At 66.7% G+C, this 24,860-nt stretch carries 26 protein-coding genes; 13 read left to right on the top strand and 13 right to left on the bottom strand.

The genetic code is table 11. From position 1 onward, the window contains the following. Positions 1–55: 55 nt before the first annotated feature. The 3 genes from U5A52_RS28645 to fliE form a co-directional block, all read right to left on the bottom strand. A complete protein-coding gene (locus U5A52_RS28645; protein WP_321915321.1) occupies positions 56–388 on the bottom strand; it encodes a flagellar protein FliT in 333 nt (110 codons plus the stop codon). Further along, positions 385–831, bottom strand: coding sequence for a flagellar export chaperone FliS (gene fliS, locus U5A52_RS28640; RefSeq protein ID WP_321915322.1), 447 nt, complete (start codon positions 829–831; stop codon positions 385–387). Before fliS ends, U5A52_RS28645 begins: the two co-directional genes overlap by 4 nt. Positions 832–967: 136 nt before the next feature. Further along, positions 968–1,303, bottom strand: coding sequence for a flagellar hook-basal body complex protein FliE (gene fliE / locus U5A52_RS28635; protein WP_321915323.1), 336 nt, complete (start codon positions 1,301–1,303; stop codon positions 968–970). Positions 1,304–1,601: 298 nt separating this feature from the next. Here fliE and fliF point away from each other — a divergent pair, with 298 nt between their 5' ends. The 13 genes from fliF (at position 1,602) to fliR (ending at position 13,716) form a co-directional block, all read left to right on the top strand. Beyond that, positions 1,602–3,410, top strand: coding sequence for a flagellar basal-body MS-ring/collar protein FliF (fliF, locus tag U5A52_RS28630; protein WP_321915324.1), 1,809 nt, complete (start codon positions 1,602–1,604; stop codon positions 3,408–3,410). Continuing rightward, positions 3,400–4,395 carry a flagellar motor switch protein FliG gene (fliG, locus tag U5A52_RS28625; protein ID WP_321915325.1) on the top strand — a complete coding sequence of 332 codons (996 nt, stop codon included), beginning with the start codon at positions 3,400–3,402 and terminating at the stop codon, positions 4,393–4,395. Before fliF ends, fliG begins: the two co-directional genes overlap by 11 nt. Beyond that, positions 4,388–5,065, top strand: a complete 678-nt coding sequence (gene fliH / locus U5A52_RS28620) for a flagellar assembly protein FliH (protein ID WP_321915326.1) — start codon at positions 4,388–4,390, stop codon at positions 5,063–5,065. Before fliG ends, fliH begins: the two co-directional genes overlap by 8 nt. Next, positions 5,059–6,759: a flagellar protein export ATPase FliI gene (gene fliI, locus U5A52_RS28615; protein WP_321937074.1), complete on the top strand. Its 1,701-nt coding sequence runs from the start codon at positions 5,059–5,061 to the stop codon at positions 6,757–6,759. Before fliH ends, fliI begins: the two co-directional genes overlap by 7 nt. Beyond that, positions 6,756–7,208: a flagellar export protein FliJ gene (fliJ, locus tag U5A52_RS28610; RefSeq protein ID WP_321915328.1), complete on the top strand. Its 453-nt coding sequence runs from the start codon at positions 6,756–6,758 to the stop codon at positions 7,206–7,208. Before fliI ends, fliJ begins: the two co-directional genes overlap by 4 nt. A 21-nt stretch (positions 7,209–7,229) precedes the next feature. Then, positions 7,230–8,804, top strand: a complete 1,575-nt coding sequence (locus U5A52_RS28605) for a flagellar hook-length control protein FliK (RefSeq protein ID WP_321937072.1) — start codon at positions 7,230–7,232, stop codon at positions 8,802–8,804. A 294-nt stretch (positions 8,805–9,098) separates the two neighbouring features. Next, a complete protein-coding gene (gene fliL / locus U5A52_RS28600; protein ID WP_321915330.1) occupies positions 9,099–9,602 on the top strand; it encodes a flagellar basal body-associated protein FliL in 504 nt (167 codons plus the stop codon). Positions 9,603–9,648: 46 nt separating this feature from the next. Continuing rightward, the gene (fliM, locus tag U5A52_RS28595; protein ID WP_321915380.1) at positions 9,649–10,647 is read left to right on the top strand and encodes a flagellar motor switch protein FliM; all 999 of its coding nucleotides are present in this window, start codon (positions 9,649–9,651) and stop codon (positions 10,645–10,647) included. After that, positions 10,640–11,104, top strand: coding sequence for a flagellar motor switch protein FliN (fliN, locus tag U5A52_RS28590; protein ID WP_321915331.1), 465 nt, complete (start codon positions 10,640–10,642; stop codon positions 11,102–11,104). The genes fliM and fliN overlap by 8 nt, the downstream gene beginning before the upstream one ends. Continuing rightward, a complete protein-coding gene (gene fliO / locus U5A52_RS28585; protein ID WP_321937070.1) occupies positions 11,101–11,763 on the top strand; it encodes a flagellar biosynthetic protein FliO in 663 nt (220 codons plus the stop codon). The genes fliN and fliO overlap by 4 nt, the downstream gene beginning before the upstream one ends. Positions 11,764–11,865: 102 nt before the next feature. Then, on the top strand, positions 11,866–12,609 hold the full coding sequence (gene fliP, locus U5A52_RS28580; RefSeq protein ID WP_321915381.1) for a flagellar type III secretion system pore protein FliP: 744 nt from the start codon (positions 11,866–11,868) through the stop codon (positions 12,607–12,609). A 10-nt stretch (positions 12,610–12,619) separates the two neighbouring features. Further along, a complete protein-coding gene (gene fliQ, locus U5A52_RS28575; RefSeq protein ID WP_321915333.1) occupies positions 12,620–12,892 on the top strand; it encodes a flagellar biosynthesis protein FliQ in 273 nt (90 codons plus the stop codon). A gap of 32 nt (positions 12,893–12,924) precedes the next feature. Beyond that, a complete protein-coding gene (fliR, locus tag U5A52_RS28570) occupies positions 12,925–13,716 on the top strand; it encodes a flagellar biosynthetic protein FliR (RefSeq protein ID WP_321915334.1) in 792 nt (263 codons plus the stop codon). A gap of 80 nt (positions 13,717–13,796) precedes the next feature. On the opposite strand, the gene flgL is transcribed toward fliR, so the two are convergent. The 10 genes from flgL to U5A52_RS28520 form a co-directional block, all read right to left on the bottom strand. After that, positions 13,797–15,041: a flagellar hook-associated protein FlgL gene (gene flgL / locus U5A52_RS28565; RefSeq protein WP_321915335.1), complete on the bottom strand. Its 1,245-nt coding sequence runs from the start codon at positions 15,039–15,041 to the stop codon at positions 13,797–13,799. An 11-nt stretch (positions 15,042–15,052) separates the two neighbouring features. After that, on the bottom strand, positions 15,053–17,074 hold the full coding sequence (gene flgK / locus U5A52_RS28560; RefSeq protein WP_321915336.1) for a flagellar hook-associated protein FlgK: 2,022 nt from the start codon (positions 17,072–17,074) through the stop codon (positions 15,053–15,055). Positions 17,075–17,289: 215 nt separating this feature from the next. Beyond that, on the bottom strand, positions 17,290–18,051 hold the full coding sequence (locus tag U5A52_RS28555; RefSeq protein ID WP_321915337.1) for a flagellar brake protein: 762 nt from the start codon (positions 18,049–18,051) through the stop codon (positions 17,290–17,292). A 279-nt stretch (positions 18,052–18,330) separates the two neighbouring features. Further along, positions 18,331–19,332, bottom strand: a complete 1,002-nt coding sequence (gene flgJ / locus U5A52_RS28550) for a flagellar assembly peptidoglycan hydrolase FlgJ (protein ID WP_321937068.1) — start codon at positions 19,330–19,332, stop codon at positions 18,331–18,333. A gap of 10 nt (positions 19,333–19,342) precedes the next feature. Continuing rightward, complete coding sequence (locus U5A52_RS28545) at positions 19,343–20,503, bottom strand: flagellar basal body P-ring protein FlgI (protein WP_321937128.1); 1,161 nt, start codon at positions 20,501–20,503, stop codon at positions 19,343–19,345. Positions 20,504–20,535: 32 nt separating this feature from the next. After that, a complete protein-coding gene (locus U5A52_RS28540) occupies positions 20,536–21,249 on the bottom strand; it encodes a flagellar basal body L-ring protein FlgH (protein WP_321915339.1) in 714 nt (237 codons plus the stop codon). Between the two features lie 35 nt (positions 21,250–21,284). Then, entirely contained in the window at positions 21,285–22,073 is a 789-nt protein-coding gene (gene flgG, locus U5A52_RS28535) for a flagellar basal-body rod protein FlgG (RefSeq protein WP_321915340.1), read from the bottom strand. A gap of 72 nt (positions 22,074–22,145) precedes the next feature. Then, positions 22,146–22,904, bottom strand: a complete 759-nt coding sequence (flgF, locus tag U5A52_RS28530) for a flagellar basal-body rod protein FlgF (protein WP_158758879.1) — start codon at positions 22,902–22,904, stop codon at positions 22,146–22,148. Between the two features lie 27 nt (positions 22,905–22,931). Beyond that, positions 22,932–24,176 carry a flagellar hook protein FlgE gene (gene flgE / locus U5A52_RS28525; RefSeq protein ID WP_321937065.1) on the bottom strand — a complete coding sequence of 415 codons (1,245 nt, stop codon included), beginning with the start codon at positions 24,174–24,176 and terminating at the stop codon, positions 22,932–22,934. A 38-nt stretch (positions 24,177–24,214) separates the two neighbouring features. Further along, positions 24,215–24,859, bottom strand: a complete 645-nt coding sequence (locus tag U5A52_RS28520; protein WP_321937127.1) for a flagellar hook assembly protein FlgD — start codon at positions 24,857–24,859, stop codon at positions 24,215–24,217. Between the last annotated feature and the right edge of the window lies 1 nt (position 24,860).

The raw sequence follows: 24,860 nt of genomic DNA, 5'->3' as shown, positions 1-24,860 counted from the left end.
CTGCCGGTTCATGGGGCGTTGCGCGCCGTGGCCTCCCGAGGCGCCACGCGCCGCGCTAACGGGCGCCGTAGATTTCCTGCAAGACCCGCGCGGGCTGCGCGGTGCCGTAAAAGAGCGCCGAAAGCCGCGCCATGCAAGGGCTGGCGAGATCGCGAATGGCGGCGTCGTCGGCGAGGATCTGGCGGATCAGCTCGTACTTGCGCGCCCGCTCGGAAACCGTGAGCCGTACCGCGGCTTCGGCGTCCTTCAAGGCATCGACGAGGACCCGGTACTCCTCCTGCAAGCCGATCAAATCGTTCCAGTGCGCATCGCGCGCCGCGTGGAGCATCTGCTCCGACACGGCCGCTATCGCTTCGTAGCGGGCGAAGTAGTCTGCTTTTGAAGTCATCTCATCAATGAGCCGGGCGATGACGCAGATGACTGTTCGGCCATCCTCGCCACTTCCGGCGCTATCCCCAACCAGGCTTCTTCGAGCGTAGCCAGCAGTCCGTCGACCTCGACCAGCATGGTCTCGCTCTGTTTAATATTGGCTTCCAGCAGGCGCCGCGTCATGTAGCTGTACAGCGAATTCAGGCGTTGAGCGATCTCGCCGCCCGCCTCGACGTTCAACGCGAGCTGAAGTCCGCTCTCGACAATCCGGATCGCCTTGGCGATCGCCTCGCAACGCGGGCCGACGTTGCCGGCCTGCAAATGCATACGTGCCTGCGCGATGGCTTGCCGCGCTCCCTGATACAGGAGCACGATCAGCTTGTGCGGGCTCGCACCCATGACCCCCGTTTCGACGCCCACGCGTGCATAGGCGTTAGCTCCAGATTGGGCAGGGGAAAACATCGGCGCTTCTCCTTGATACGTTTGGCTTGAGTGCGGTCGTCCGGCGCGCGGCGCGAAGCACGAGCGACGGACTCTTCTAGCCGGGTTATCGGAACGTAGGGGAGGAAGCTTTAGCGCATTGACGAGGCGAAGGCCTTCACACCTGGATCTGCATGATGTCGGTGTAGGCGGCCACGAGCTTGTTGCGCACCTGCAATCCGAACTGGAAGCCGATGTTGGCTTTCTGCATGTCGACCATCACATCGTTGAGCGACACGTTGTTCGCGCCGAGTTCGAATGCCTGCGACTCGCCAACGGCCTTCTGCTGGGCGTCGCTGATCTGGTCGAGCGACGACTTGAGCGCCGCCGCGAACCCGCCGGCCGTGGCCGCGGCGGACTTTTCGTCGGCTGCGGTGGGGCCGCCGGCCGCCTGGGTCGCCATCGACTGCATCTGGGCCAGGGCGGACGTGAGCGGGGATACTGGCACGGTCATGTTTGCTCCACGAAAAGGGGACATGCGGGGGACATGCGGGGTGTTCCGGGGACGAGCCCCAAGGCCGGAATTTCGGCATTCCCGCGGCAATTCAGCGGGCCCGGCCAGCACGGCGCCCTGACAGGACGCCGAATCTGGAGGAGAGCATAGCAGCGGGTGCGATTCGGCAGCCCCGAAACTAGGGGGAAAACCCGGCTCTATTCGCGCAATCGGCTTGCCAGCGGCCCCGGATAATGCGTCTCGTGAAAGTCTCCGCCATGCAAGGCGAGACCTGGAAGCCTCCGGAGATACCCGTCGCATGGATTCGACTGCCAATTCTTTGATCAACCCCGACGCCCGCATGGGCCTCGCCACCTCTGGCGCGGGCGCCGCGGCCGGTGCTGGCGCGGGCGCAGGCCTGGGCGGCGCGGAAGACCTCGGCGGCGGTTTCGCGCAACGCCTCGGTTCGCTCTCGTCGCTGCGCAACGTGCGCGGCAACCCGCGCGCGCCGCTCATTTTCGCCGTGGCGGTGCTCGTTGCCGTGGTCGCCGGCCTCGTGCTGTGGTCGCGCGCGCCCGACTACAAGGTGCTGTACAGCAACCTGTCGGACCGTGACGGCGGCGCGATTATTACTGCGCTCCAGGCCGCAAACGTTCCCTACAAGCTCTCGGACGTCGGCGGCGCGATTCTCGTGCCTTCCGAGCAGGTCAACGAAATGCGCCTGCGCCTCGCCTCCCAGGGCCTGCCCAAGAACGGCTCGGTCGGCTTCGAGCTGATGGACAACCAGAAGTTCGGCATCAGCCAGTTCGCCGAGCAGATCAACTACCAGCGCGCGCTCGAAGGCGAGCTCGAGCAAACGATTCAGTCGATCGCGAGCGTGAAGACGGCCCGCGTGCATCTGGCCATTCCGAAGCCTTCGGTGTTCGTGCGCGAGCGCGAAGCGCCCTCGGCCTCGGTGCTCGTGAACCTGTATCCGGGCCGCATTCTCGACGACGGCCAGGTCGCCGCGATCACGCACATGGTCGCTTCGGCCGTGCCGGACCTGCCGGTGCGCAACGTGACGGTGGTCGACCAGGACGGCAACCTCCTCACCCAGAGCGCCACGGGCGTGGGCCTCGACGCCTCGCAGCTCAAGTACGTGCGCCAGGTCGAACACGACACCCAGTCGCGCATCGACGCGATCCTCGCGCCCCTCTTCGGCGCCGGCAACGCGCGCTCGCAGGTGAGCGCCGACCTCGACTTCTCGAAGCTCGAGCAGACCTCCGAAGCCTACGGTCCGAACGCCAACCCGCAAGCCGCCGCCATCCGCAGCCAGCAGCAGAACATCTCGACGGAAATGCAGCAAAGCGGCGCGGGCGGCGTGCCCGGCGCGCTCACGAACCAGCCGCCGCAGCCGGCCTCCGCGCCGGTCAACGCGCCGGCGGGTGCGAACGGCGCGTCGGCCGCGGTGCCGGTTTCCGATCATCGCGACACCACGACGAACTACGAGCTCGACAAGACCGTGCGCCACTATCAGCAGGCGGCTGGCGACGTGAAGCGCCTGTCGGTCGCCGTGATCGTGAACTATCAGCAGAAGGTGGACGCCAAGGGCCACGCCACCATGCAGCCGCTCGACGCGCAGAAGCTCGCGCAGGTCGAGCAGCTCGTGAAGGACGCCATGGGCTACGACGCCAAGCGCGGCGACTCGGTGAACGTGGTGAACGCCGCGTTCCAGACCGACGTCGACCCGAACGCGAACCTGCCGTGGTGGCGTCAGCCGGACATCCTCGCACTCGCCAAGCAGATCGCGACGTGGCTCGGCATTGGCGCGGTGGCTCTGTTCCTTTATTTCGTGATGGTGAAGCCGGCGCTGCGCCGCGCGTTCCCGCCGCCCGAGCCGGTTGCGCCCGCGCTGCCCGGCATGGCCGACGGCGAGCCGCTGCTGCTCGACGGGCTCCCCGAAGCCGTGCGCATCGGCGGCGCCGGCGCGGAAGGCGAAGACAACGCGGAAAACGAAGCCGCCCTGCTCGCCTTCGAAAACGAGAAGAACAAGTTTGAACGCAACCTGGAATACGCGCGCAACATCGCGCGCCAGGATCCGAAGATCGTCGCAACCGTCGTGAAGAGCTGGGTGAACGATGAACGCTGAAGGCGCAACCAAGAGCGCGCTGCTGCTCATGTCGATCGGCGAACAGGAGGCCTCCGAGGTCTTCAAGTTCCTCGGTCCGCGCGAAGTGCAGAAAATCGGCGCCGCCATGGCGGCGCTCAAGAACGTCAAGCGCGAAGAGATCGAGGTCGTGCTGCAGGACTTCGTCAAGGAAGCCGAGCAGCACACCGGCTTCTCGCTCGACTCGAACGACTACATCCGCAACGTGCTCAACAAGGCACTGGGCGAGGACAAGGCCGGCGCGATCATCGACCGCATTCTGCAAGGCGGCGACACGAGCGGCATTGAAGGCCTCAAGTGGATGGATTCGGGGTCGGTGGCCGAACTCATCAAGAACGAGCACCCGCAGATCATCGCGACGATTCTCGTGCACCTCGACCGCGACCAGGCCTCGGAAATCGCTTCGTGCTTCACTGAGCGTCTGCGCAACGACGTGCTGCTGCGTATCGCGACGCTCGACGGCATCCAGCCGCAGGCGCTGCGCGAACTCGACGACGTGCTCACGAACCTGCTCTCGGGCAGCGACAACCTCAAGCGCAGCCCGATGGGCGGCATCCGCACGGCGGCCGAAATCCTCAACTTCATGACGAGCCAGCACGAAGAAGGGGTGATCGAGAACGTCCGCCAGTACGACGCGGAACTCGCTCAGAAGATCATCGATCAGATGTTCGTGTTCGAGAACCTGCTCGACCTCGAAGACCGCGCGATCCAGCTGCTGCTCAAGGAAGTCGAGTCGGAGTCGCTCATCATTTCGCTCAAGGGCGCGCCGCCCGCGCTGCGCCAGAAGTTCCTCGCGAACATGTCGCAGCGCGCGGCCGAACTGCTCGCCGAAGACCTCGACGCGCGCGGTCCGGTGCGCGTGTCGGAAGTCGAGGCGCAGCAGCGCCGCATCCTGCAGATCGTGCGCAACCTCGCCGAGAGCGGCCAGATCGTTCTAGGCGGCAAGGCAGAAGACGCTTATGTCTGACAGCAGCTCCGCGAACAGGCATCGCTCAGCGTACCAGCGCTGGGAGATGGCCTCGTTCGACCCGCCGCCTCCCCCGCCGCCGCCGCCCACGCCCGACGAAACGGCCGCGTTCGAAGCGCAGCTGCACGCGCTGCGCGACGCGGCGCACCAGGAAGGGCTCAAATCGGGCCATGTGGCGGGTCAGGCGCTCGGCTATCAGGCCGGGCACGAGCAAGGTCGCCAGCAGGGTTTCGAGCAAGGCCAGGCCGAAGCGCGTGCGCAGGCCATGCAGCTCGCGCTGCTGGCGCGGCGCTTTAGCGACGCGCTCGAAACGGCACAGGCCGGTGTGGCCGAGACGCTCGTCGAACTCGCGCTCGACATTGCGCAGCAAGTCGTGCGCCAGCACGTTCAGCACGACCCGACGGCGCTTGTCGCGGTCGCGCGCGAAGTGCTCGTGGCCGAGCCACAGCTTTCCGGCTCCCCGCAACTCGTGGTGAGCCCCGCCGATCTGCCGATCGTCGAGGCCTACCTGCTGGACGACCTTCAAACGCGCGGCTGGAGCGTGCGCACCGACCCCACGATCGAGCGCGGCGGCTGCCGCGCACAGGCCGCGACGGGCGAAACCGACGCCAGCATCCGCACGCGCTGGGAGCGCGTGACGGCCGCGCTCGGCAAGGCGCGGCCATGGTGAACCACCCGCAACCGCCGAGCCATCAGGCCATCCACACGGGCGGCCTCACGCCGCTCGAGCAGGAACTCGCGCTCGCGTCGTTCGGCCCGCTCGCGAGCGACCCCGCGCAGCTTGGCGCGTTGCTGGTCGGCGACCTCGACATTCCGGGCACGCGCAAGGCGCGGGAGCTGGGCGCCATCGACGCGATCGACGCCGCGCTGGCCGCGGACAGCCTCGAAGCGCCGCCAGGCCTGATGGATGACGGCGCGACCGGCACGCCGGTTGAGGCGAAGGCGCCGCCCGCGCCCTACGTGCCGCCGGCGAACTACGACCCGGCCAACCCGTTCCTCACGACGTGGAACGCGCAACTGCGCAGCTTTCGCGAGCGCAACGCGCTTGCCCTGCCGCTGCGCGGCTGCGGGCGTCTCACGCGCGCGGCGGGCCTCGTGCTCGAAGCGGTGGGGCTGCGCCTCGCCGTGGGCGCCGAGGTGATGATCGAACTGCCGCCGGGCAGCTCGCTGCCGATGGCCGAGGCGGAAGTGGTCGGCTTCGGCGGCGACAAACTTTTTCTGATGCCGACGACCGAAGTCGCGGGCCTGTTGCCCGGCGCGCGCGTCTGGCCGCTCGAAACCGCGCCGATCGCCGACCCGAAGGCGGGCGCGAAACGCTTGCCGGTGGGCTGGGGCATGCTCGGCCGCGTGGTCGACGCCTCGGGCCGCCCGCTCGACGGCCTGGGTCCCCTGAACACCGAAGCCGACGCGCCGCTCACCGCGCCCGTCATCAATCCGCTGAACCGCGAGCCGATCCACAAGGTGCTCGACGTGGGCGTGCGCGCGATCAACTCGCTGCTCACGGTCGGGCGCGGCCAGCGCATGGGCCTGTTCGCGGGCTCGGGCGTGGGTAAATCGGTGCTGCTCGGCACGATGGCGCGCGCGACCAGCGCGGAAGTCATCGTGATCGGCCTGATCGGCGAGCGGGGCCGCGAAGTGAAGGAATTCATCGAGCAGATCCTCGGCGAGGACGGCCTCGCGCGCTCGGTCGTCGTGGCCGCGCCCGCCGATGTGTCGCCGCTGCTGCGCATGCAGGCTGCCGCCTACACCACGTCGCTCGCCGAATATTTCCGCGACCAGGGCAAGCACGTGCTGCTGCTCATGGACTCGCTCACGCGCTATGCGATGGCGCAGCGCGAGATTGCGCTCGCCATTGGCGAGCCGCCCGCGACCAAGGGCTATCCGCCTTCGGTGTTCGCGAAGCTGCCGGCGCTCGTCGAGCGCACCGGCAACGGCCCCGAGGGCGGCGGCTCGATCACGGCGTTCTACACCGTGCTCACCGAAGGCGACGATCAGCAGGACCCGATCGCCGACTCGGCGCGCGCGATTCTCGACGGCCATATCGTGCTCTCGCGTGCGCTCGCCGAAGCGGGGCACTATCCGGCCATCGACATCGAGGCCTCGATCAGCCGCGCAATGACCGCGCTGATCGACGACCAGCATCTGAACCAGACGCGCGCGCTCAAGCAGATGCTTTCGCGCTACCAGCGCAACCGTGACCTCATCAACGTGGGTGCGTACGTGAGCGGGCGCGACGCCGTGCTCGACCGCGCAATCGCACTGTATCCGCGCATCGAGGCCTTTCTTCAGCAGGGTTTTCGCGAAACCGCGAACTATGATCAGAGCGTCGAGATGCTCGGCCAGCTGATCGGAGCCAGGACATGACGAAACAGACCGCGCTGCAAACCTTGATCGGCCTCGCCCAGGACGACGTCGACGCCGCCACGCAAAAGCTCGGCCGCGTCCAGCGCGAGCGCGGCGAGGTCGAAAAGCAGCTCGAGGCGCTCATCACCTACCGCGACGAGTATCACGCGCGCTTCACCGAATCGGCGCGCAGCGGCATGGCCGCGGGCAACGTGCGCAACTTCCAGGCATTCATCGACACGCTCGACGCGGCGATCGAACAGCAGCGTCGCATGCTTGAGCAGGCCACCGCGCGCGTGGAAGCCGCCAAGCCCGAATGGCAGCGCAGCAAGCAGAAGCTCGGCTCGTACGAGGTCCTGCAAACCCGCCACGACGATGTGCAGGCCCGCAAGGACGCCCGCCGCGAACAGCGCGACGCCGACGAGCACGCCGCACGCGTGCTGCGCACGCGAACGTCGCAACACCCGTAATACGTTTTCGAGGCCGCCAGCATGTCGCTCCTCTCTTCCCTCTCCTCGATGTTCGGCGCCGCCGCCGACGCCGTGACGGGCAATTCCGCATCGAACGCCGCGTCGAATACGGCGTCGAACGCCATCAGCCAGGCCGACGCCGCCAGCCAGGGTTTCGCGCAGACGCTGCAACAGCAGATGAACGCGCAAAGCGCGCAGGCCAGCCAGAACGCCCAGGCGGCGCAAAGCGCGCAGTCGAATGCCGCCGCGCAGTCGAACTCGAATGCGTCGAGCAGCAATGCCTCGTCGCAAAGCAGCAGTAGCAGCAGCAGCACCTCGCAGACGTCGAGCTCGAACTCGAGCCAGGGCTCGCAGTCCACCTCGAGCGCTGATCGCCGCGCCGCCGCGCGCTCCCAGCAAAAGCAGGCCGCGGACGCAGGCGCCCAAGCCGCCGCGGCGCAGGCTCAGCAAGCCTTGCAGGCGCAGCAGGCCCAGAACGGCACGAGCACCGACGCGAACGACGACAGCAGCCAGTCAGGCAGCCAGGCGAGCAGCGACAGCACGCTCGCAGGCGTCGCGTCCGCGGCCGCTGCGGCAGCCGCCACAGCCGCCACAGCCGCCGCCGGCGCGGCGGGCGACGGCACGGACACCGGCAACACGACTAGTGCCGGCGTTACGTCGGTGCACGACGCGCTGCAAGCCGCGCTCGCGCAGTTGCGCGGCGGCGCGGGCGCGCTCGCCACGCGGGCGGTGAACACGGCAGGCACGGCGGCAAACAGCGCAGCCACGGCCAGCACGGGCTCCGGCTCGGGCATCGCCAGCAGCTTCGCCTCGCATTTGAGCGCGAACGCCCAAAGCAAGGCATTCGGCACGGCAACGAGCAGCGGCGCAAGTGCCGACGCGGCCAAGGGCGTCACGACGACCGCCACCGACGCCGCGAAGGCCGCAACCGACGCGCTCACGGCAGCGGCGCAGCAGCAGGCAGGCGCCGCCACGCAGACCGACGTCACGGCGAGCACGGCCACGACCGATGCGCTCGCCGCCACCCAGGCCGCAGCGGTCGCCGCCGCGTCGGCCGCCCAGGCCCAGGCGGCTCAGGCCGCCAGCGCCAGCGCGAATCCGGCGGCCGCGGCCGCCGCCTCCGCTTCGATCGCGCCGCAGGTCGGCACGAACGACTGGGAAGACGCGCTCAGCCAGAAGGTGGTGTTCCTCTCGAACGCGCACCAGCAGTCGGCGGAACTCACGCTCAATCCAAAGGATCTCGGACCGCTCCAGGTTGTTCTGCAGGTCACGGAAAGCCACGCGCACGCGCTTTTCGTCTCGCAGCACCAGCAGGTGCGCGAGGCCGTCGAGGCGGCTCTGCCGAAGCTGCGCGAGGCCATGGAGCAGAACGGCATCGGCCTTGGCAGCGCGAGCGTGAGCGACGGCTTCTCGCGGCAGATGAACCAGCAGGCGCAGCAGGACGGCAGCGGTTCGGGCCGCTCCAGCGGTTCCGGTTCGGGCTCGGGCTCGGGTTCCGGCAGCACGCTGAGCGCGGCGGACACCGTGGACGACGCGCTCAGCACCGCCGCGAGCGTCACGCAGCGCTCCGTCGGCCTGATCGACACGTTCGCCTGACGCGCCTCAAGCGCCTTCCCCACCTCCCGATCTCCCCTGCCGGACCTGCCCGGCCGGACCTGCCCGGCACCTTCGGACAATGCAGCCGCGTACGCGGCTGCTTTACGTCTGCCCCACGCTCGCATGACGCGCCCGGCTTGCCGCGGCGCGCAACAAAACCACGAGATAGCCGGAATTCCCCCGTCTATTCCTCCCATCGCTGAAAGGCAAAAGCCGGAACAATGCAGCATGCCCGGACTGACCATCAGGTCGGCGCCCCGGACCCTTGCAAGCATCCCAGGCTGACTCTTCGACATGGCGACCACCACCGCATCCCAGCAAGCCGCGCCCCAAGGCGCGAAACCCGGACCGATGAAGCGCATTCTCCTCATCGCGCTCATTGCGATCCTCGCCGCCGCAGTGGCGGGCGGCGCGACGTGGTTCTTCATGTCGCGCCACGCGGCGAGCGCGCCGGCCGCACCGGCGGCAGCGCCCCCGGCCGTGCCCGTCTACTACGCGCTCGAGCCGATGACCGTGAACCTGCAGACCGACGACGGCGAATCGCACTACCTGCGCATCGGCCTCACGCTCAAGCTCGACAGCCAGGCCACCCAGGACGCGCTCGTCGCGCGCATGCCCGAGATCCGCAGCCGCCTGTTGCTCGCGCTCTCGAACAAGCATCCGTCCGACCTCGCGCCGCTCGACGGCAAGCGCGCGCTCGCCACCGAGCTCGCCGTGCTGATCTCGCAGCCGTCAGGCGCGAACGAAAAGCCGATGCACGTCGACGACGTGCTGTTCACCGAATTCGTCGTCCAGTGAGCGTGACTGAAATGATTCCCGTGATGGAGGGCCAGTCATCATGACGATGGGTCACGACGAGTTCATGTCCCAGGAGGAGGTCGATGCCCTCCTCAAAGGCGTCACCGGCGAAGTCGATTCCGATTCGAACGGCTCCGAGAAGCAGGGCGTACGTCCCTACAACATCGCGACGCAGGAACGTATCGTCCGCGGCCGGATGCCCGGCCTCGAAATCATCAACGAGCGCTTTGCGCGCCTGTTGCGCGTCGGCATCTTCAATTTCATGCGCCGCACCGCCGAAATCTCGGTGGGTCCGGTGCGCGTGCAGAAGTACAGCGAATTCACCCGCAACCTGCCGATCCCGACGAACCTGAACCTCGTGCACGTAAAGCCGCTGCGCGGCACGTCGCTGTTCGTGTTCGACCCGAACCTCGTGTTTTTCGTCGTGGACAACCTGTTCGGCGGCGACGGGCGCTTTCACACGCGCGTGGAAGGCCGCGACTTCACGCAAACCGAACAACGCATCATCGGCAAGCTGCTCAATCTCGTGTTCGAGCATTACACGACCGCGTGGAAGAGCGTGCGGCCGCTGCAGTTCGAATACGTGCGCTCCGAAATGCATACGCAGTTCGCAAACGTTGCCACGCCCAACGAGATCGTGATCGTCACGCAGTTCTCGATCGAGTTCGGTCCGACGGGCGGCACGCTGCACATCTGCATGCCCTACTCGATGATCGAGCCGATCCGCGACGTGCTCGCCTCGCCGCTGCAAGGCGAAGTACTCGACGTGGACCGCCGCTGGGTGCGCGTGCTCTCGCAGCAGGTGCAGGCCGCCGAAGTCGAGCTCACGGCCGACCTCGCGCAGGTGCCCGTGACGTTCGAGCAGATCCTGAACATGAAGAAGGGCGACGTGCTGCCCATGAACGTCGCGGAACACATCACCGCCAAGGTGGACGGTGTGCCCGTGATGGAGTGCGGCTACGGAATTTTCAATGGTCAATACGCGTTGCGGGTCCAGAAGATGATCAGCGCAGCCGACACGATGAAGGAAGGTGGATATGAGTGACGTAAACGCCACGAGCGCAGACGAGCCGGTGCTCGACCCGGGCTTTGCGGAGGCCGCGGCGCAGGATGCAGGCGGCGAGTCGTCGCTGGACGACTGGGCGAGCGCGCTTGCCGAGCAGAACAGCAACGACGCACCGGCCGCGCAGCCGGCGGCCGTGTTCCAGCCGCTCTCGAAGGTCGATTCGACCAAGACGGCCAACGACATCGACATGATTCTGGACATTCCCGTCCAGATGACCGTGGAGCTTGGCCGCACCAAGATCGCCATCCGCAACCTGCTGCAACTCGCGCAGGGCTCGGTCGTGGAACTGGACGGCATGGCCGGCGAGCCGATGGACGTGCTCGTGAACGGCTGCCTCATCGCCCAGGGCGAAGTGGTGGTCGTGAACGACAAGTTCGGTATTCGTCTCACCGACATCATCACGCCGTCCGAGCGGATCCGGAAGCTGAACCGATGAAACGCGAGGCTGTTCCCGGCGTCGCGACGAGCGTGGCTTCTCGCGCCAACGCACGACGCGCGGACAAGTCCCGCGGCGCGCAGGCGCTGCGCTTTTCGTGGCGCCTCGCCGTGCACCTCTCGCTCGCCGGCGCCGCCGTTTTCGCGGTCATGAGCGCGCGGGCCGCCGACCTTCAGGCGGTCAACGAAGCCACGCGCGCGGCCGCCGGTGCCGCGGGTACGTCGGGCGCCTCCGCCGTGATCGCCGGCAGCGCGGTTCCCGCGCTCGGTTTCGGCGCGGTCGTGCAGACGGTGCTGGGTCTCGCGCTCGTGATCGGCGTGGTGTTCGGCTGCGCCTGGCTCGCACGGCGTCTCGGCCTGCAAGGCGGCCCGAAGAACGCGCTCGTGAAGACCGTGGGCGGCGCATCGCTCGGCGGCAAGGAGCGCGTGGCCGTGGTCGAGATCGGCGACACCTGGCTCGTGCTGGGCGCTGCGCCCGGCAACGTGCGCCTGCTTCACACGCTGCCCGCGGGCGAGCTTCCCGCAGGCGTCGCGGCGGCGGCTCCCAACGCCCCCGCCCTCTCGGGCACTTTCGCACAGCGCTTTCGTGACGCGCTGAAGAGCGAAGCGAATAAACGCATCAGCGCGCGTTTCATGCGTCACGACGGCGGAGCGCAGTAAATGCACGGCAGTTCCCTTCATGCGCCGAACGCGGGCGGCGAAGCCCACGCACGCGCGGTTACCCTCGCCAAGATCGCCAGAACGGCGCTCCCGTTTGCGCTGATGCTCGGTGCGGGCGCCGTCGCCCTCGCGCTGCCGCATCTCGCGCACGCCCAAAGCGTGGCCGGTCCGCAAGGTCTGCCCGCCTTCAACACGAGCCCGGGCCCGAACGGCGGCACGACCTACTCGCTGAGCGTGCAGACGATGCTGCTGCTCACGATGCTGTCGTTCCTGCCGGCGATGGTGCTGATGATGACGAGCTTCACGCGCATCATCATCGTGTTTTCGCTGCTGCGCCAGGCGCTCGGCACGACGACCACGCCGCCCAACCAGGTGCTCGTGGGCCTCGCACTCTTTCTCACGCTGTTCGTGATGTCGCCCGTGCTCGACAAGGCCTACAACGACGGCTACAAGCCGTTCTCGGCCGGCACGATCTCGATGGACGACGCCGTGGCGCGCGGTGTGGCGCCGTTCAAGACGTTCATGCTGCGGCAGACCCGCGAGTCCGACCTCGCGCTCTTTGCGCGCATCTCGCACGCGGCGCCCATGCAGGGCCCCGAAGATGTACCGCTCACCCTGCTCGTGCCCTCGTTCATCACGAGCGAGCTGAAAACCGGCTTCCAGATCGGCTTCACCATCTATATTCCGTTTCTCATCATCGACCTGGTGGTGGCGAGCGTGCTGATGTCGATGGGTATGATGATGGTCTCGCCCGCGACGATTTCACTGCCCTTCAAGCTCATGCTGTTCGTGCTGGTGGATGGCTGGCAACTGCTGATCGGCTCGCTCGCGCAGAGCTTCAGCTAAGGAGCCCACGATGACACCCGAAATGGTCATGACGATTGCCCACGAGGCAATGTACGTCACGCTCCTGCTAGCCGCCCCCCTGCTGCTCGTCTCGCTCGCCGTGGGTCTCGTGGTGAGCCTCTTCCAGGCCGCCACGCAGATCAACGAAACCACGCTCTCGTTCATCCCCAAGCTGATTGCCATTGGCGTCACGCTCGTGATCGCAGGCCCGTGGATGCTCTCGACGATGATCGATTACATGCATCGCATGTTCACGAGCATCGTCTCGGTCGCGGCGGGCTAGCGCCGCCGCCACGCGGCTTTCCGGCACGCTCCATGTTCACCGTCACCTACGCGCAGCTCAACGCCTGGCTCACGGCATTTCTCTGGCCGTTCACGCGCATTCTGGCGCTCGTGGCGGTCGCGCCCGTGTTGGGCAACCGCTCGGTACCCACGCGCGTGAAGATCGGCCTCGCGGGGTTCGTCACGCTGATCGTCGCGCCCACGCTCGGCGCCATGCCGCAGGTCACGGTGTTTTCCGCCGAGGGCGTGTGGATCCTCGTCAACCAGTTCCTGATCGGCATCGCGCTTGGTTTCACGATGCAGCTCGTGTTCGCGGTCGTGACCGCGGCGGGCGACATGATGAGCCTCGGCATGGGCCTGGGCTTCGCGAGCTTCTTCGACCCGCAGGCCAACACCAGCACGCCGGCGCTCTCCTCGTGGCTGAACATGATGGCGATGCTCACTTTCCTCGTGTTCGACGGCCATCTGCAGATGCTCGCGGCGCTCGTCGCCACGTTCCAGACGCTGCCGGTCACGGCGAGCGTGCTGGGCGCCTCGGGCTGGAACCTCATGGCCAACTATGGCGCGACGATACTGACTTCGGGCCTGCTGCTGTCGCTGCCGGTGGTGGTCGCGCTGCTCATCACCAATCTTTCGCTCGGCATTCTCAACCGCGCGGCGCCGCAGATCGGGATCTTCCAGATCGGCTTCGCGCTCACGATGCTCGTGGGCATGCTGCTCGTTCAGCTCATGATGCCCAACCTGATTCCCTACTTCGCGCGCCTGTTCGACAGCGGCATCGACCAGATGGGCCGCGTGGCTGCCGGGTTGAAGCCGCCTGGTTGAAGCCGATTCGCTAACGCGGGCAAGGCAATAAAAAAGCGGACCGAAGTCCGCTTTTTTTTCGACCGCTCAATGCCGCGCGTTCAAGGATTGATGTACTGGAACAGTGAGAGATTCTGCGTGGCGGCAAAGCTCTTCTGCGAAGCCGTGAGCGCGTTCGAGAGCTGCTCGAACTGGCTGATCGCGGCCACCGTGTCGGTGCTCGTGAGGTCGGAGAGGTTCGAGGTGATCTGCAGCGAGTTGGTCGACGTGACCGTTTGCAGCGCCTTCACTTCCTGCTCGCGGCCGCCCACCGAAGCTTGCACCGTGATCACGTTCGAGAGCGAGTTGCCGATCTGCGAGAGGCCGGTGTTCAGCGCGTTGTTGAGGTTCGCGACCGCAGCCTGGGAGCCGCTCGTGGGCGTGTTCAGCGCGGCGATGATGCTGTCGATGCTCGCGAACACGTCCGTGTTCTGCGACGACGTGGCGGGCGTGACCGAGAACGAGTCGCCCGCGGCGGGCGTACCCGAGAACGTCACGCTCATGCCCGAGCCGAGCGAAACGGCGCTGCCTTCCGTGTAGTTGGCCGCCGCCGTCGTCGTCGCCGGGCTCGCGCTGTTGTCGGTCACCGTGTAGGTGAGCGCGCCGGTCGTCGGGTCGGTGGCGAACGCGATGGAGTAGTTGTCGTTGTTGGTTGCCTGCGTCGGATCCGTCACCGTCACGCCGCTGATCACGCCCGTACCCGTGTTCGACGAACTGCCCGAGGCAATATTGGCCGAACCCACGGCTTGCACGCTCTGGAACACCGTCGTGCCCGTGTCGCCCACGGCGATGTTGCGCGTGCCGGCCACCTGCATCACACGCTGGCCCGCGTCGCCGTTGTAGGTCACGCCGCCGCCCGACTTGTTCGAGAACACCTGCGAGGTGCTCTGGAAGCCGGAGAAGATGTAGTTGCCCGCGCCGTCCGTGGTGTTGGCGAGCGTGAGCAGCTGGTCGCGGTCGCCTTGCATCTGCTGGGCGATCGCCTGGCGCGCCTGGTCGGTGAGCGAGCCGTTCTGGGCCTCGATGATGAGCGAATGGATGCTCTGCATCGTGTTCGTCACGCTCGTGAGCGTCGTGTCCTCGAGCTGCAGCGCGGTCAGCGCCGTCGTCTGGTTCGCCGAGTACTGCGTGAGCGTCGCGCTCGTGGCGGAAAGCGTCACGGCCTGCGCCGCGCCGAGCGGATTGTCGGCCGGGTTCGAAATGGCCACGCCAGTCGAAATCTGCTGCTGCACCTGGAGGAGCTGGGACTGCTGGTTCTCCATCGTCGACACGCTGGAGGCGAAAATCTGGGAAGTCGCGATACGCATGGATTAGCGCCTCACTGGAAAATGCCGATCAGGGTCTGGAACAGCGACGCCGCCGTCTGGATCACCTTGCTGTTGGCCTGATAGAGCTGTTGGTACTGCAGCAGGTTTGCGGCTTCCTCGTCGAGGTTCACGCCCTGCACCGACTGCTGCTGCGACGTGAGCTGCGTCACGAGCGACTGCTGCGACGTGTTCGACGCCTGCAGCTGGCTAGCGGCGTTGCCGATCGTGTTGACGTAGTTCGCGTACGCCGTGGTCAGCGTGGTCGATCCGCTGAACGCCGTGCTCGACGTGAGGTTCGCGATCGCGAGCGCGTTGCGGCCGTCCTGCGTGCCGCTCGCGTTGCCCGCCACCGTGAACGAGTCGCTGTTCGAGGGCGTGCCCGTCATCGTGAAGCTGATGTTGGTGGCGGTGCCGTTGGCGCCGGTCGAATCGGTCAGATTCGTGATGGTGTACGTCGCGCCCGTGGTCGGGTCGTACGGCACGCCGGTCACGGGCGGCGTCGCGGTGCTGTCGATCGTCACGGAACTCGTCGTGCCGCCTGCCGTAATCGACACGGTCGTGCCGTCTGGCAGGCCCGTCAGCGTGCCCGTGGTCGAATCGTACGAGAGCGTGACCGGCAGATTCGTCGTCGAATAGCCCGTGCCCACCGCGCCTTGCGTGACGTTGGCCGTGCCGGCATTCGTCGTGGCCGCCGAAACGACCACCGGCGTCGCCGCCGCGATCGACGCGGGGTCGCTGGTGGCGACGGAGAAACTCGCGAGCGCGCCGGCCGTCGGCTGGATCATGAACGAGTCGCCTGCGCTCACCGTGCCCGAAGGCGTGATCGAGAAGCCGCCGATCGTGATCGGCGCCGTGCCGTTCGGCTGGCTATCGACCAGCGTGTTCGTCGCCGTGTCGGTGAGGTTCCAGTTCGTGCCGTCGTAGCTCAGCTGGTAGTTGTCGGTGAGCGGCGACGTGCTGTTCGTGAGCGTCGCGCTGACCGTGGTCTGCGTGTCGGGGTTCGTCGAGCTGGCCGTGACGAGCGGGTTGCCCACCGTGAACAGATTGCCGCCCGCGCCGCCCGAGAGCGTGAGGCCGAGTGCGTTCTGCGAGTTCACCTGCGCGGCGAAGCTCGTGACGATCGCGCCGAGCTGCGACTCCGCCGGATCGAGTGTGGTCGAGACGAACGACACCAGGCCGCCCACGGTGCCGCCTTGCAGCGCGGCCGAGGTGAGCACCTGCGGCGTGCCTTGCGAGGCGGCGCTCGCGCCGTTCAGGCCCTGCCACGCCACCGTGAGTTCCTGCGGATTCGTGCTCGAAGGCTGCGTCGTGAGGTTGTAGCTATTGCTGCTCACCACGAGCGGCTGGCCGTTGCCAAGGAACACGCTGTAGCTGCCGTTGCTCTGAACGACCTGCACGCCGACCAGCTGCGAAAGATTCGCGACGGCTTGATCGCGCTGATCGAGCAGCTGGTTCGGCTGCTGGCCGCCTGCGCTCGCGGACGTGATCTGCGCGTTGAGGTTCGCGATCTGCTGCGTGTAGGTGTTGATTTGCGATACGGCGCTCGTGAGCTGCGTGTTCACGCTCTGGCGCATGGAGTCGTACTGCGAGCTCGCGGCGTTGATCTGGGTAGCGAGCGTTTGCGCGTCGGAAAGCACGGTCTGGCGCGCCGCGGTGTCCGAAGGCGAATTCGAAACGTTCTGCAGGCCCGTGAAGAAGTTCGTGATCGCGGTCGCGATACCCGAGGTCGGGCTGCCCACGAGATTCGAAAGCTGCGTGGCGAGGGTGTACGACGCCGAGTACGCGCTGCTGGTCGACTGCGCGTTGTTGAGCGCCGTCGTGAGGTACTGGCTGTAGGCGCGCTGCACGGTCGCGGTCGTGACGCCGCTGCCGATATAGCCGCTCGACGTGTACTGACCCGCCGATTCCTGGTACACCGGCGTCTCGACGGTGTAGCCCGCGGTCGTCGAGTTGCTGATGTTCTCGCCGGTGGTCGAGATGCCAATCTGCGCTGCCTGCAGGCCGCTCAGACCGATCGAGAAAATGTTGGACATGCGTGATCCTCGAAAACGGCCCGCCCCCCTGGCAAACCGCGTGATGTACTCACGGTATAACGGCAGCGCCCTTCAAAAATTGAGCGCCTGATGAGCCCGAAAACGTTAGCGCGCGTGCGTGTGCACATGCGCGCCTGTCCCGTGGCGCAGCGAACCGGCGCAATCTGCATTGCGCCGGTCGGATGATGCGGATCGTGCGGGTGAGGCGGTACGGATCAGGCGCGAGCGAGCGCGCGGCGCTTCATCTCGAGCTGCGTGATATAGCGCTGCAGCGTGTTCTCGGCGGAGCCGGGCAGCGCGTCGAAGCGAAAGCCCATGTGATAGCGGCGATCGCCGTTGGGCAGGTCGATGAAGCGCAGCACGACGAGCCCGAGATCTACGCGCAGCTTGCCGTGCGCGCGCAAGTCGAGCTCGACGTCGGGCAGCACGAGGCCCATGGAGAGATCCGCCACACGCGCGTCGGTCGTGCGCAGCCCGAGGCCGCCAAGCGAGAGGTCATGCACCTCGTAGGCGAAGCGCGGGCCGCCGCTCGGCAGTTCGCCGCGGCAGATGCACGGCTCGAGCACGGGCGTGTCGACGCGGAAATACTCGCGCCGCTGCACGTAGAACAGCACTTCGGGGAAGTCGGCTTCGAACGCGGGGCGCCCTTCGAACTCGGTGCGCCGCGGCGTGGCCGTCTTGAACTCCACGCGCACGCCGTCGGGCGAAGCGTGGAAGTGGGACTCGGGCGCGGCGAGCACGCCCGTGTTCTGCTCGGGCAGCGCGCCCCAGTCGAACACGAAAGTGCGCTCGCGTCCGTTGACGGCCAGAATGCGCGTGACGAGCTGTCCGCCGCGATACTGGAGCGTCAGGAAGTCGCCGCGATTGACGAGATTGCGTAGCTGGACGCCGATCTCGAGCGGGTTGCGGCGCCCAAAATCGTGAGCGCCTTCCGCGTCCCCGCCTGCTTCCTGTGGATTCGACTGAACGGTATTCATGGGCCTGCCGGAAATTCGTGAACGTGCCAGCGCGCCTGCGGACCCTTTCCGCGCGCGCCGTTCGGGCGGTCTGACTGCCCGATTGCTTTTCCATCTCGCCTGCATTAGCGGCAGGCATTACGAAAAATTTAGGGATTCGGCCTAAAAAAAGTGGGCTTTATCCCTGCATGAAACACGCGTGTGCAGCTTCTTCCGGCAACTGCGCCGAGGCAACGTTTGCGGCGGCCCATGTGACGCGAACCGCGACGCCAGCGGCGTTGCCCGCCGTCTAGCCGGCCGTCAGGCCATCCGCTGCATGATGGTCAGCAGCTTTTTCGCGTAGTGCGGGTCGGTGGCGTAACCCGCGCGCTGCATGCCGTGCGCGAAGCCCTCAGCGCTCTTCGAGCCGTTGATCACCGACGCGTAGCGCGGATTGCTCTTGAGCAGCGACGCGTAGTCGGTCATCGCCTCTTCGTACGAGTCGTAGGCGCGGAACTTCTCCACCACGCGATGCGGCTGGCCGTTCACGTACTCGGTCGTGACCGTCGAGACGGTCTTGCCGGTCCAGTCCTTGCTCGCCTTGATGCCGAAGACGTTGTGGCTCGTCGAGCCGTCGGCGTTCTTGATCTCGCGCTTGCCCCAGCCCGATTCGAGCGCGGCCTGGCCGAGAATGAAGCGCGCAGGAATGCCCGTGGTCGAGCTGGCCTGCTGCGCGGCGTTGGCGAGCTTGTCGACGAACGCGTCCACCGAGGCGTCGCCGTTGCCCTTGACGGGCGGCGTGAGCGCACTGTTGCCGCTGTAGCCCGAACCGTTGGCGAGCGCGCCGTTGGCCGCCGCGTTGCCGTAGGCGCGGCCGAGCGCATTGAGCATCGCGAGGTTGCCCTCGTTCGCGTCCTTGCCCGAAAGCCCGGAGATCGCGCCCGCCATGCCGCCCGCGCCGCCTGCCCCGCCTGCGCCATCGGCGCCGCCTGCGCCGCCCATGCTGCGCATGAGTTGCTTGAGCATCGCATTCGCCACGCCAATGCCCTTGTTCGACATCTGCTGCGCGAGCTGCTGGTCGAGCATCGAGGTGAACTGCTTGCTGTCGTTCGATTCGAGCGGGCTGTCGTCGGGCGTCGCGTCGCGCATGCTCTTGAGCATCATCTGCGTGAAGACCGCGTCGAACTGCTTCGCGGCCATCTTCGCGCCCTGCTGGGGCGAAGCGTTCGCCGCGGCGCGCATCGAGTCGAAGCCCTGCACGTCGAGTGCAAAGCGGTTGGTGAGGTCGAGGCTGCCGCCGCCGATGTTGTTCGTATTATCCAAGTTACACCCCTTAGATGATCTCGAGGTCGGCGCGCAGTGCGCCTGCTGCCTTCATCGCCTGCAGGATCGACATCAGGTCCGCCGGCGTCGCGCCGAGCGCGTTGAGCGCCTTCACGACTTCGGCGAGATTTGCGCCCGCCGTGACGAGCTTGAGCGATCCGTTGTCCTGCTTCAACTGGATCTGCGACTGGCGTGTCGCCACCGTCTGGCCATTGGAGAACGCGCCGGGCTGGCTCACCGCCGTTTGCGTGTTCACGACGACCGAGAGATTGCCGTGCGCGACCGCGCAGCTCTCGAGCGTGACCATCTGGTTCATGACGATCGAGCCGGTGCGCGCGTTCAGGATCACCTTCGCAGCCGGCGTGGCCGGGGTCACGTTGAGGTCCTGGATCTGCGCGATGAAACCCACCTGCGACGCCGGATCGGCCGGGCCGCGCACCTGGATCGTGCGGCCGTCGAGCGGCGAGGCCGTGCCCGGGCCGAACATGTTGTTGACGGCCGAAACGATGCGCTGCGTCGTGTCGTAGTCCATGTCATTGACGGTCAGCGTGAGGAGGCCGCCTTGCTGCGAGACCGGCGAGATCACCGAGCGCTCGATGATCGCGCCGCCCGAGATGCGGCCCGCCGCGAGCTGGTTCACCTGCACCTTGCTGCCGTTGGCCGAGGCGCCCGCGCCGCCCACGGCCACGTTGCCCTGCGCGAGCGCATAGACTTGGCCGTCGGCGCCTTTGAGCGGCGTGAGCAGCAGCGTGCCGCCGCGAATGCTCTTCGCATTGGCGAGCGAGGACACCGTGATGTCGATTTGCTCGCCCGGCCGCGCGAACGGCGGCAGCACGGCCGTCACCATCACCGCGGCGACGTTCTTCAGCTGCATGTTGTTGAGCGTCGAGGAGGAACCCGACGAGCTCGACGTGTTGTTGATCGAGATGCCGAGGTTCGCGAGCATGTTCGCGAGCGTTTGCGTGGTGAACGGCGCCTGGGTCGTCTGGTCGCCGGTGCCGTCGAGACCCACCACGAGGCCGTAGCCGATGAGCGGGTTGTCGCGCACGCCCTGGAAGGTCGCGAGGTCTTTCACGCGCTCGGCGCGCGCGGGCGTCGCATAGGCGACGAGCGCGCCGCACGCAACGACGAAACCGAACGCCACGCCCAGGGCGGCGAGCACGTCCTTCATGCGCGAGCGGCGCGAACGATGGAAGCGGATCTTTACCATGGCGCGATGTTCAGGAAGAAGCGTTGCAGCCAGCCCATCGTCTCTGCTTCGTCGATCACGCCTTTCGCGGAGTATTCGATCTTCGCGTCGGCGACGTCGGTCGAGAGCACGGAGTTGTCTCCGGCAACGGTGTTCGGATTGACGACGCCGGAAAAGCGCACGTATTCATTGCCCTGGTTGATGAGCATCTGCTTCTCGCCGGACACGACGAGATTGCCGTTGGGCAGCACGTTCGTGACGGTCACGGTGATCACGCCCGTGAACGTGTTCGAGGCGTTCGCGCCGCCCGTGGCGTCGAACTGGTTCGCGCCCGTCGTATTCAGGTTCGCGCGGTTGAAGAAGCCCGGCAGGAAGTTCGCGGTGCCCGCTACGCTCGTGCTGGTGCCGCGCTTGGTGTTCGCGCCCGATGACTTGGTCGCGTTGATGTTTTCGGAAATGACGATCGTGAGGATGTCGCCGGTATTGCGCGGACGCTGGTCCTCGAACAGCGGCCGACCCGCGTAGCCCGGGTTGTAGATGGCGCCCGGTGAATTGTTCGTGGGCGGCGGGGGCGGCACGGCCGTCATCGGCTGCTGCACGATGGGCTGCCGGTTGGGAATGTAGGCGCAGCCCGCCAGCATCGCGAGCGCCACACCCGCCACGAGCGCTCGGGCATGGCCCGGCCGCCGTGCGCGGATGCGAGGATGGTTTCGAACGGACTGCGACATATTCTTCACCGACTTGATTGACCAGGGACTCAGCCTCAGACCTGCATCTGGCTGAGGGTTTGCAGCATCTGGTCAGAAGTGGTGACCGCCTTGCTGTTGATTTCGTAGGCGCGCTGCGTCTCGATCATGTTCACGAGTTCTTGCACCACGTTCACGTTCGACGATTCCACGTAGCCCTGGTTGAGCGTGCCCGAACCGTTCTGGCCCGGCGTGGAAACCGTGGGCGCGCCCGACGACGCCGTTTCCGACATCAGGTTCTGCCCGTTCGACTGGAGACCGGCCGGGTTGATGAACATGGCGAGCTGAAGCGTGCCGATGGTCGTGTTGTTGGCCGTGCCCGGCGTCGTGACCGTCACCACGCCGTCGCTGCCGATGGTGAGCGAGGTGGCGTTGGCTGGCACCGTGATCGCCGGGATCACCTGGTAGCCGCTGGCCGTCACGAGCTGGCCTTGCGAGTTGGTCTGGAACGAGCCGTCGCGCGTATAGGCCGTCGTGCCGTCGGGCATCTGCACCTGGAAAAAGCCCGCGCCGTTGACCGCCACGTCCTTCGAGTTGCCGGTCTGCTGCAGGTTGCCCTGCGTGTAGAGACGCTCGGTCGCCACCTGCTGCACGCCCGTGCCCACCTGGCTGCCCGAAGGCAGTTCGGTTTGCTGGGTGGAGTTCGCACCCGGCTGGCGCAGCGTCTGGTACATGAGGTCCTCGAACACCGCGCGCGAGCCCTTGAAGCCATTGGTGCTCACGTTCGCGAGGTTGTTCGAGATCACGTCCATCTGCGACTGCTGGGCCTGCATGCCGGTGGCGGCGATGTAAAGCGATCGGTTCACGGTGTCTTTCTCCCGGTCCGGCCTCGCGCGCGTCGTGCGGCGCGAAGCGGCCTTCATTTAACTTGAAATGGCTTAGCTGAAGTTGAGCAGCTGGTTCGCGCTCTGCTCGTTCTGGTCAGCGTTCTGGAGCAGCTTGGTCTGCATCTGGAACTGGCGCGCGTTGGTGATCATCGAGACCATCGCCGCAACCGGGTTCACGTTGCTGCCCTCGACCGACTCGGTCGCGACCTGGACGGTCTGGTCCGCGTCGGCGGGATTGCCGTCCGACGTGTGGAACAGGCCGTCGTCGCCGCGCGTGAGCGCACCGGCCGGCGGGTTGACGAACTTGATCTGGTCGATCATCGCGATCGCGTTGGCGGGGCTGCCCGGCGCGATGGCCGAAACCGTGCCGTCCTTGCCGATCGTGATCGCCGAGCCCGGCGGCACCGCGATCGGGCCGCCGCCGCCGATCACCTGCTGGTTGGCGGCGGTGACGAGCTGGCCGTTCTCATCGACGTGCAGGTTGCCCGCACGCGTGTAGGCCTCGTTGCCGTCCGCGGTTTGCACGGCCATGAAACCCTGGCCCTGGATGGCGATGTCGAGCGGGTTGCCGGTGTGCGAGATCGCACCGGGCGTCATGTCCGAGCCAGGCGTCGCCGACAGCACGAAGGTGCGCGTGGTCTGGTCGTTCACCGTCGAGCCGTCGCCGAACGACATCGGCACGGCGCGAAAGTTGGCGAGCTGCGCGCGAAAGCCCGTGGTCGAGACGTTCGCGAGGTTGTTCGCGACGACGGCCTGCTGCTCGAGCGCCTGGCTCGCGCCCGTCATCGCGGTATAGATCAGTCGGTCCATGATGTGCCCGGTACGTGGTTAGGCGCGTTACATCTGCAGCAGCGTCTGGTCGACGGTCTGCTGCGTCTTGATGGTCTGCGCGTTCGCCTGATAGTTGCGCTGTGCCGTGATCAGGTCGACGAGCTGGTTCGTCAGGTCGACGTTCGACGCTTCGAGCGCGCCGCCCGTGAGCGTGCCGTGGTTCGTGCTGCCCGGCGTGGAGATCTGCGCCACGCCCGACGCCGTCGTTTGCTGGAACTGGTTGCCGCCCAGGTTCACGAGGCCATTCGGGTTGTTGAAGTTGGCAAGCACGATCTGGCCAAGCGCCATGGTCTGGCCGTTCGAGTAGTTGCCGGTGATGGTGCCGTCCGCGCCGATCGAGAAGTTCGACAGCGTGCCGCTCGGGTAGCCGTCCTGGGCGAGGTTGTTCACGCCGTCGGCCGAGCCGTACTGCGTCGTGCCCGAGAGGTCGAGCGTAAGCGACTGGGGCTGCGTGGAGCCGTCCGTCGGCGTAATGCTGAAGGTGAACGACGAGGTGCCGTTGGTCGACACGGGGTTGGTCGCATCCGCGGTAATGCTCTGGAGCGCGCCGGACGAGCTGAACTGCGCCGTGCCGAGCCGCTCCACCGAGCCGGCCTGACCCGCGTAGACGTCCCACTGGCCGCTCGTCGCGTCCTTCACGAAGTACATGTTGACCGTCTGCGCGCCGCCCAGCGTGTCGTATCCCGTGATCGACGTCGAGTAGTTGTAGCTCGTCGAGTCGGTCGCGCTGAACGGCGTCGTCGTCGGCACCGTGTCCTGCGCGTTCAGGTTCAACTGCGCCGTGATGTTCGACGTCGCCAGGGGTGCGATGTTGGTGGTCGGCACCTTCAGCGCCACGGTCTGCGCCGAATTGATCACACCGGTCGAATTAGCGGCATAGCCCATCAGGTCGTTGCCCGAGGCGTCGGTGATATAGCCGTTCTTGTCGAGCTGGAACACGCCGTTACGCGAATACGTGATCGTGCCGTTGTTCGACATCTGGAAGAAGCCGTTGCCGTTGATGGCGACGTTCAGCGCCTGGCCCGTCGTGTTGATCGTGCCTTGCGCGAAGTCCTGCTGCACGGTCTGCAGCGAGGCGCCGAGGCCGATCTGGTTGCCCACCGACGTCGCGATGGTGTTCGCGTAGACGTCGGCGAACTGCGCCGTGCTCTGCTTGAAGCCAATGGTGTTCGCGTTGGCGATGTTGTTGCCAATCACGTCGAGGTCGTTCGACGAGGCGGCGAGGCCGCTCAATCCTTGCTGGTAGCCCATGTTTGTCTACTCCGCGCTGTTTGCGTTGATTGTCGTGTTCAGAGAATGGCGCCCACGCTCGAAAGCGGGACCGTCTTGCCGTTGGCGAGCGAGAGGCTCGCAGTGCCGTCCGACTGCTGGACCACGCCCTGCACCTGGCTCGCGACGAGCGCGGTGGCGGTGGCGGACTGGCCGTTGGTCGTCGCGCTGGCGCTGATCGTGTAGGTGCCGTCCGCGACCGTGTTGCCCGAGCTGTCCTTGCCGTTCCAGGTGACGGGCACGGTGCCCGCCGACTGCGCGCCGAGGTCGAGCGTGTTGACGACCTGGCCTGCCGAGTTCGTGATCGTGAGCTTGACGTCCGACACCGCCGAAGGCAGCGTGACGCCGAGCTGCGGCGCCGTGCCGCTCGACACCGCGGCGCTGCTGCCGGCCGCGAGCACGGTCGAGCCGATGAGCAGCGCGGCCTGTGCGTTCTGGCCTGCCGAAAGCTGCGTGGAAAGCGACGAGAGCGACGTGTTGAGCTGCTGGATGCCCGAAACCGTGTTGATCTGGGCGAGCTGCGAGGTCATCTGCGAGCTGTCCATCGGATCGGTCGGATCCTGGTTCTGCAGCTGCGCGACGAGCAGTTGCAGGAAGGTGGTCTGCAGGTCGCTCGCGCTCGTGCCGCTCGACGACGCCGAACTCGACGAGCTCGTGCCGTTCATG

It is taken from the genome of Paraburkholderia sp. J8-2, assembly GCF_905220195.1.
Classification (GTDB): Bacteria; Pseudomonadota; Gammaproteobacteria; order Burkholderiales; family Burkholderiaceae; genus Paraburkholderia.
The sequence above is the reverse complement of the archived record's forward strand: the minus strand, read 5'-3'. Positions and strand labels throughout refer to the sequence as shown.

Bases quoted from the DNA above. Each gene is read 5' to 3' on its own strand.
- U5A52_RS28540 (WP_321915339.1), bottom strand. From the start codon at position 21,249: ATGTCGCAGTCCGTTCGAAACCATCCTCGCATCCGCGCACGGCGGCCG.
- fliF (WP_321915324.1), top strand. From the start codon at position 1,602: ATGGATTCGACTGCCAATTCTTTGATCAACCCCGACGCCCGCATGGGC.
- fliG (WP_321915325.1), top strand. From the start codon at position 3,400: ATGAACGCTGAAGGCGCAACCAAGAGCGCGCTGCTGCTCATGTCGATC.
- flgK (WP_321915336.1), bottom strand. From the start codon at position 17,074: ATGTCCAACATTTTCTCGATCGGTCTGAGCGGCCTGCAGGCAGCGCAG.
- fliH (WP_321915326.1), top strand. From the start codon at position 4,388: ATGTCTGACAGCAGCTCCGCGAACAGGCATCGCTCAGCGTACCAGCGC.
- fliM (WP_321915380.1), top strand. From the start codon at position 9,649: ATGGGTCACGACGAGTTCATGTCCCAGGAGGAGGTCGATGCCCTCCTC.
- flgF (WP_158758879.1), bottom strand. From the start codon at position 22,904: ATGGACCGACTGATCTATACCGCGATGACGGGCGCGAGCCAGGCGCTC.
- U5A52_RS28605 (WP_321937072.1), top strand. From the start codon at position 7,230: ATGTCGCTCCTCTCTTCCCTCTCCTCGATGTTCGGCGCCGCCGCCGAC.
- flgE (WP_321937065.1), bottom strand. From the start codon at position 24,176: ATGGGCTACCAGCAAGGATTGAGCGGCCTCGCCGCCTCGTCGAACGAC.
- U5A52_RS28545 (WP_321937128.1), bottom strand. From the start codon at position 20,503: ATGAAGGACGTGCTCGCCGCCCTGGGCGTGGCGTTCGGTTTCGTCGTT.
- fliN (WP_321915331.1), top strand. From the start codon at position 10,640: ATGAGTGACGTAAACGCCACGAGCGCAGACGAGCCGGTGCTCGACCCG.
- U5A52_RS28555 (WP_321915337.1), bottom strand. From the start codon at position 18,051: ATGAATACCGTTCAGTCGAATCCACAGGAAGCAGGCGGGGACGCGGAA.
- U5A52_RS28520 (WP_321937127.1), bottom strand. From the start codon at position 24,859: ATGAACGGCACGAGCTCGTCGAGTTCGGCGTCGTCGAGCGGCACGAGC.
- fliP (WP_321915381.1), top strand. From the start codon at position 11,866: ATGCTCGGTGCGGGCGCCGTCGCCCTCGCGCTGCCGCATCTCGCGCAC.
- fliO (WP_321937070.1), top strand. From the start codon at position 11,101: ATGAAACGCGAGGCTGTTCCCGGCGTCGCGACGAGCGTGGCTTCTCGC.
- flgL (WP_321915335.1), bottom strand. From the start codon at position 15,041: ATGCGTATCGCGACTTCCCAGATTTTCGCCTCCAGCGTGTCGACGATG.
- fliI (WP_321937074.1), top strand. From the start codon at position 5,059: ATGGTGAACCACCCGCAACCGCCGAGCCATCAGGCCATCCACACGGGC.
- U5A52_RS28645 (WP_321915321.1), bottom strand. From the start codon at position 388: ATGACTTCAAAAGCAGACTACTTCGCCCGCTACGAAGCGATAGCGGCC.
- fliQ (WP_321915333.1), top strand. From the start codon at position 12,620: ATGACACCCGAAATGGTCATGACGATTGCCCACGAGGCAATGTACGTC.
- fliS (WP_321915322.1), bottom strand. From the start codon at position 831: ATGTTTTCCCCTGCCCAATCTGGAGCTAACGCCTATGCACGCGTGGGC.
- fliJ (WP_321915328.1), top strand. From the start codon at position 6,756: ATGACGAAACAGACCGCGCTGCAAACCTTGATCGGCCTCGCCCAGGAC.
- fliE (WP_321915323.1), bottom strand. From the start codon at position 1,303: ATGACCGTGCCAGTATCCCCGCTCACGTCCGCCCTGGCCCAGATGCAG.
- fliR (WP_321915334.1), top strand. From the start codon at position 12,925: ATGTTCACCGTCACCTACGCGCAGCTCAACGCCTGGCTCACGGCATTT.
- fliL (WP_321915330.1), top strand. From the start codon at position 9,099: ATGGCGACCACCACCGCATCCCAGCAAGCCGCGCCCCAAGGCGCGAAA.